Annotated in this window: 4 protein-coding genes; 3 read left to right on the top strand and 1 reads right to left on the bottom strand. The window is 39.0% G+C overall.

Annotation, left to right across the window (positions count from 1 at the left end):
• The 3 genes from ABY905_RS13610 to ABY905_RS13600 form a co-directional block, all read left to right on the top strand.
• Positions 1-1,104 (top strand): M64 family metallopeptidase (locus ABY905_RS13610; RefSeq protein ID WP_372644789.1); only part of this gene is annotated, 1,104 nt, incomplete at its 5' end.
• Between the two features lie 119 nt (positions 1,105-1,223).
• On the top strand, positions 1,224-1,895 hold the full coding sequence (locus tag ABY905_RS13605) for a Crp/Fnr family transcriptional regulator (RefSeq protein WP_372644787.1): 672 nt from the start codon (positions 1,224-1,226) through the stop codon (positions 1,893-1,895).
• 245 nt (positions 1,896-2,140) lie between these two features.
• Positions 2,141-3,340: an FprA family A-type flavoprotein gene (locus ABY905_RS13600; RefSeq protein WP_372644785.1), complete on the top strand. Its 1,200-nt coding sequence runs from the start codon at positions 2,141-2,143 to the stop codon at positions 3,338-3,340.
• A gap of 1,022 nt (positions 3,341-4,362) precedes the next feature.
• On the opposite strand, the gene ABY905_RS13595 is transcribed toward ABY905_RS13600, so the two are convergent.
• Positions 4,363-5,388, bottom strand: a 1,026-nt coding sequence (locus ABY905_RS13595) for a glycoside hydrolase family 97 catalytic domain-containing protein (RefSeq protein WP_372644783.1), incomplete at its 5' end; no start/stop codon positions are given.

Below are 5,388 nucleotides of genomic sequence, written 5' to 3'. Positions count from 1 at the left end.
GAAGCTGATACTGAATGGGGAAGCTTCCACGAATCTCTTCGTTTTCCCTGGCCTAAAGAGGAAGTTAATGTTACTATCTCAAAACGTAATATTAAAAATGGTTTCGACCCAGTTTGGACTTATAAGGTAAATCCTAAACATCACCGTGCCTTCACAAACCCTGTTACAAATCATTACAATACAGTTGATATTGTTGTGAACGGCAAGCCTGAAAATCAGGTTGACATCGTGGTATTGGGTGAAGGATATGCCAAGGAAGATATGGCTAAATTCAAGAAAGATGCTCAGCGTTTTGCAGAGGTTCTTTTAAATACAGAACCTTATGCTTCTTTTAAAGATAAATTCTCAATCAGAGCGGTAGAAACACCATCTCCAGATTCTGGTGTGAATCATCCTCATCAGGATATTCATACACGCTCTGCCCTTTCAGTGACTTATGGTGCTTTTGATTCTGAGCGATATGCATTAGGTTACGATAACAAAACTATTCGTAACGCAGCAGCGGCTGTACCTTACGAATTCACTGCTATTTTAATGAACGATTCCATTTATGGTGGTGGCGGTATTTACAACTTGTATATAACTGCAGCGGTTAATAATGCTTTCCAGGAATACTTATTTGTACACGAATTTGGACATCACTTTGCTGACTTAGCTGATGAATATTACACATCGGCAACAGCTTACGAAATGGATGCAAATCACCAGGAACCCTGGGAGTTGAATGTAACTGCCAATGCTGATCCAAAAACTATAAAGTGGAAAGATATTGTAACACCTGGCACACCAATTCCAACACCATGGGAAAAGGATAAGTATGACGAGCACAGTATTGCTGTTCAGAAAAAACGTGTAGAAATGCGTAAAGCCAAGGTTGACGAAAAGGTGATGGAAGATTTCTTCATTAAGAAAAGAACCTGGGATGATGAACTATTGGCTAATATGAAACACAGTGGTAAAGTTGGTGCTTTTGAAGGGGCACAATATAAGTCGAAAGGATTATATCGTAGTGCTTCCAATTGTATCATGTTTACGCGTCACGATAAATTTTGCCCAGCTTGTCAGCGAGCAATCAAATTAATTATCGATCAGTATTCGAATTAAAATACATCACTATACATTTCAAATAAAGCGATTCATCTAAAATGAGTCGCTTTTTTTACTTCTCAGACCTACGAATAAAAAAATAAAGATATCTTAGTCTTGAATTTATAACATTGAAAATGCTAAGTCAACAACTGATACAATCACCCGTTTTTAGAGGCATCAGTGCCGAAGAAATGGAGCTTATTCTCGAAAAGATTCAATACCGTATACGAAAATATCAAAAGGGAGATATGGTGGCTTTCCGTGAAGATCGTTGCGAAAACTTAATGATCGTTCTAAAGGGAAGTGTAAAAGGTGAAATGCTCGATCCTTCGGGAAAAACCATTAAGATTGAAGATATTATGGCGCCCTACCCTATTGCTTCAGCTTTTCTTTTTGGACAGAAAAATCAGTTTCCAGTGAATGTTACTGCCAATGCTGATGTTGAGATCTTTTTCCTTGATAAACAATCAGTCATTGAGCTTTTTCAGGACAACAAAGTTTTCTTGGTTAACTATCTTAATTCCATTTCAAATCGTTCTCAATTCTTAGCTCAGAAACTTCTCTTTTTAAGTTTTAAGACGATTAAAGGCAAGCTTGCCAACTTCATATTAAAACAAGCTGCACCAGATAAAGACAAAATTGAACTTCCTAAATCACAAGCTGAGATGGCACAGTTCTTTGGCGTGACTCGCCCATCCTTTGCTCGTAGTCTAAAAGAAATGGAGCAAGAAGGCATGATAGAAGTCAATCGTCGTGAGATTAAGATTATTAATAGACAGTCATTAATACGCCTAATGCAGCAGTAAACTTATTCATTAAGCATATAAATAAGCACAAATATCAAACTTACTCTAACTACCAATACTTTACACTCTTTCACATTCATTCCATTACTGATAAAAGACATTTTTATCCTTTTAAGAAAAAAAAATAATATTACTTTTGTGCTCTGAAAGCAAGCATACTTAGCAGGTCTTAGACTCACATTATTTATGCTTAAATTCAGATTAAAAAAAAGATAACAATATTCAAAACATATAAATCTTTAAGCATGCACAACAGAGTTAACATTAGCGATAAAATTTATTGGGTAGGATGTAATGACAGAAGAACTCATCTTTTCGAAAATTATTGGCCTATTCCTAAGGGAGTCGCATACAATTCGTATGTTATTGTTGACGAGAAAATAGCAATTATTGATACCGTTGAAAAAGGGGCTATGGATGAGTACCTTGATAATATCGAAGCGGTATTAGATGGACGTCAGGCAGATTACCTAATTGTGAACCATATGGAGCCTGATCATTCAGGATCGATTCGTTCATTAACGGAGCGTTACCCTAATATGCAGATTGTTGGGAACAAGAAGACTTTTCCAATGTTGAAAGGTTTTTATGGTATCTCAGAAAACTTGCTTGAGGTAAAAGAAGGCGATTCTATTGATTTGGGTGAGCATAAGCTGAACTTTGCTATGGTTCCGATGTTGCACTGGCCTGAAACTATGGTCACTTTTGAATCCACAAAAGGTATTCTTTTCTCTGGTGATGCTTTTGGTGCTTTTGGTACTTTAGATGGAGGTATTTTCGACGATGAGTTGGATCTTGATTATCTTGAAGAAGAAATCAGCCGTTACTACTCAAATATTGTAGGAAAATATGGTAGCCCAACACAGCAAGCTCTTAAGAAATTAGGTGGTTTAGATATTAAAATGATTTGCGCGACTCACGGTCCTATCTGGAGAACACATGTTGCCGATATCATTGCGAAATACGACAAATGGAGTAAGTATGAAACTGACGAAGGTGTTGTGATTGTATTCTCTTCGATGTATGGTAATACTGAGAAGATGGCTGACAATATTGCTCGCCAATTGGTTAAGCGCGGTATCAAAAAGATCAGAATTCACGATGCTTCTAAAACACATCCTTCATATATCATTAACGATATTTTCCGTTTCCGTGGTGTTATTTTAGGATCATGTGCCTACAATGGTGGCCTTTTCCCAGCTATGGAAACTCTTGTTCACGAATTGCAGAATATGGCGGTTAAAAACCACGTGTTAGGTATTTTCGGATCTAAAGCCTGGGGTGGCGGAGGTGTTCGCACACTAAGCAAATTTGCTGAAGCCATTAAATGGGAAGTTGTTGCAGAACCTGCTGAAGCTCTTTGCGCTCCTGCTAATAAAGATTACAACCAATGTGAAGTTATCGCTGAAAGCATGGCGAACCGTTTGAAAGAATTATATACCTAGAAATAGATATGAGATTTCAGATTTGAGATTAAAACTATCGAAAACTAAAATCCACATCAGATTCATTATATTCCGAAAAGCTCTCTCGATAAAACGAGGGAGCTTTTTTCATCTGGTTAAGCATATAAACTTATACCGATTGGATTAATTAGTGGGCTATCATTATTCACAAATATTATTACCAGAGTTCGAAAAGATTAGATGACATTGCAATACAGATCAGGGCTCATCGGTTGAAGACCTGATCTGAGAAATTGAGAACAAGGGGCAGCAAGCTCAGAACGAGCCGCGCGCCAATGAAGAACGTCTTTCAAAAGGACGTGAATTAGTCTAAACGACCTGTAAACACCATTAATAGTATCGGGCGAAAGGCAAATGAAGCAGAAACAGATATCATCCATTTCGCGCATGCTTCGCCCAAAAATAGGAACATCCGCCCTTTTCGGAAATTGCTCGCCCGAGTTCGCGGAACGCCCGCCCGACTTTGCGGAATGCCCGCCCGAGTTTGCGGAACGCCCGCCCGATTTCGCGGAACACCCGCCCGATTTCGCGGAACACCCGCCCGATTAGTGGAACACCCGCCCGATTTCGCGGAACACCCGCCCGATTAGTGGAGCCTTCGCCCAAAAAAAAGATCTAATAAACCCGGAAAAGCAGGCCTTTAGTATGAGTTCCTGTTTTTCTTCACTCTCTCACTACCAGTATTCCAGGACGGGTTCGCAAGCATTTATATTATATTGACCCAAATATCTAATAATACCTATTGGATAAATTAGTGGGCTATCAATATTCACAACTATTATTACAAGAGTTCATAATCTTACTTGGATAATCAAATTAACAGCATAAAAAATCCCAACAGCACATGACATACTGTTGGGATTAAATCCGATAAAAAATCGGATCGAACGAGATCTTTAAATTATTTCAGTTTCGGTGATGAATTGATTAAAAAATTGCTGATTCGCAACCTTTAACCTTTAACCTTTAACCTTTAACCTTTAACCTTTAACCTTTAACCTTTATTGCACTTCAATCAAAGAGATTGCTGCGCCACCACCTGCTGCTAAGTGCAAGTCAAGTATTGACTTGGCATCAACAACTTGCTCTTCAATTTTATAATCGGTAGGGTTTTTATCCCAATGCGCCTTATCGCCATCTAAATAAAGAGTCGCTTTATATTTTTTACCCTCTGGAAGAAAATCAAGTTTAATACTCATATTCCTAGCCTTCTCGTCGCTAATAGCACCCACAAACCAATTGTTCGAAGCTCTATCCTGACGGGCAATTGTTACAAAGTCACCGATCTCACCATTTAGAACTTTAGATTGTTCCCAATTAACCACAACATCGCGGATAAACTGAAAAGCCGGATGTCCTTTATAGTTCTCGATTAAATCAGGCACCATCTGAATAGGACTGTTCAACACCACATATAAGGCTAACTGATGCGCCAAAGTCGTATTCACCTGATTGTCGGCTTTATGAGGGTTTAGTTTGATATTGAAAATACCAGGGGTGTAATCAATCGGTCCAGCTAACATACGAGTGAAAGCTACAATTGGCAGGTGTTCTGCAGGATTTCCTCCATCGCTTGACCAAGCATTAAATTCCTGACCACGCAAACCTTCACGAGCAATCGCATTAGGGTAAGTTCGACGTAAACCCGTTGCTTTAATCGGCTCGTGAGCATTCACAGCCACCTTATATTTTGCTCCAATTTCCAAAGCACGACGGTAATGGTTCACCATCCACTGTCCGTGGTGAAATTCCCCTTTAGGGATTAACTTACCTACATAGCCAGTCTTAACCGAATGAATACCTAATGAGTTCATTAAATGATAAGCACTATCCATTTGCTGATCGTAGGTACGCGGTGCAGCAGAAGTCTCATGGTGCATAATCAGCTCCACGCCTTTTTCTTTTCCATAGCGAACCACTTCTTTTAAATCGTAATCCTCATATGGAGTCACAAAATCGAATACACCTTCGCGGTCTTCAAAACCAATCCAGTGCTCCCAACCTGTGTTCCAGCCTTCAACCAAAAT

Origin of the sequence: Ancylomarina sp. (assembly GCF_041555295.1) — a bacterium.
Classification (GTDB): Bacteria; Bacteroidota; Bacteroidia; order Bacteroidales; family Marinifilaceae; genus Ancylomarina.
This window is presented reverse-complemented; position numbering and strand designations above follow the sequence as displayed.

Coding starts and splice junctions, on each gene's coding strand:
- ABY905_RS13600 (WP_372644785.1), top strand. CDS start 2,141: ATGCACAACAGAGTTAACATTAGCGATAAAATTTATTGGGTAGGATGT.
- ABY905_RS13605 (WP_372644787.1), top strand. CDS start 1,224: ATGCTAAGTCAACAACTGATACAATCACCCGTTTTTAGAGGCATCAGT.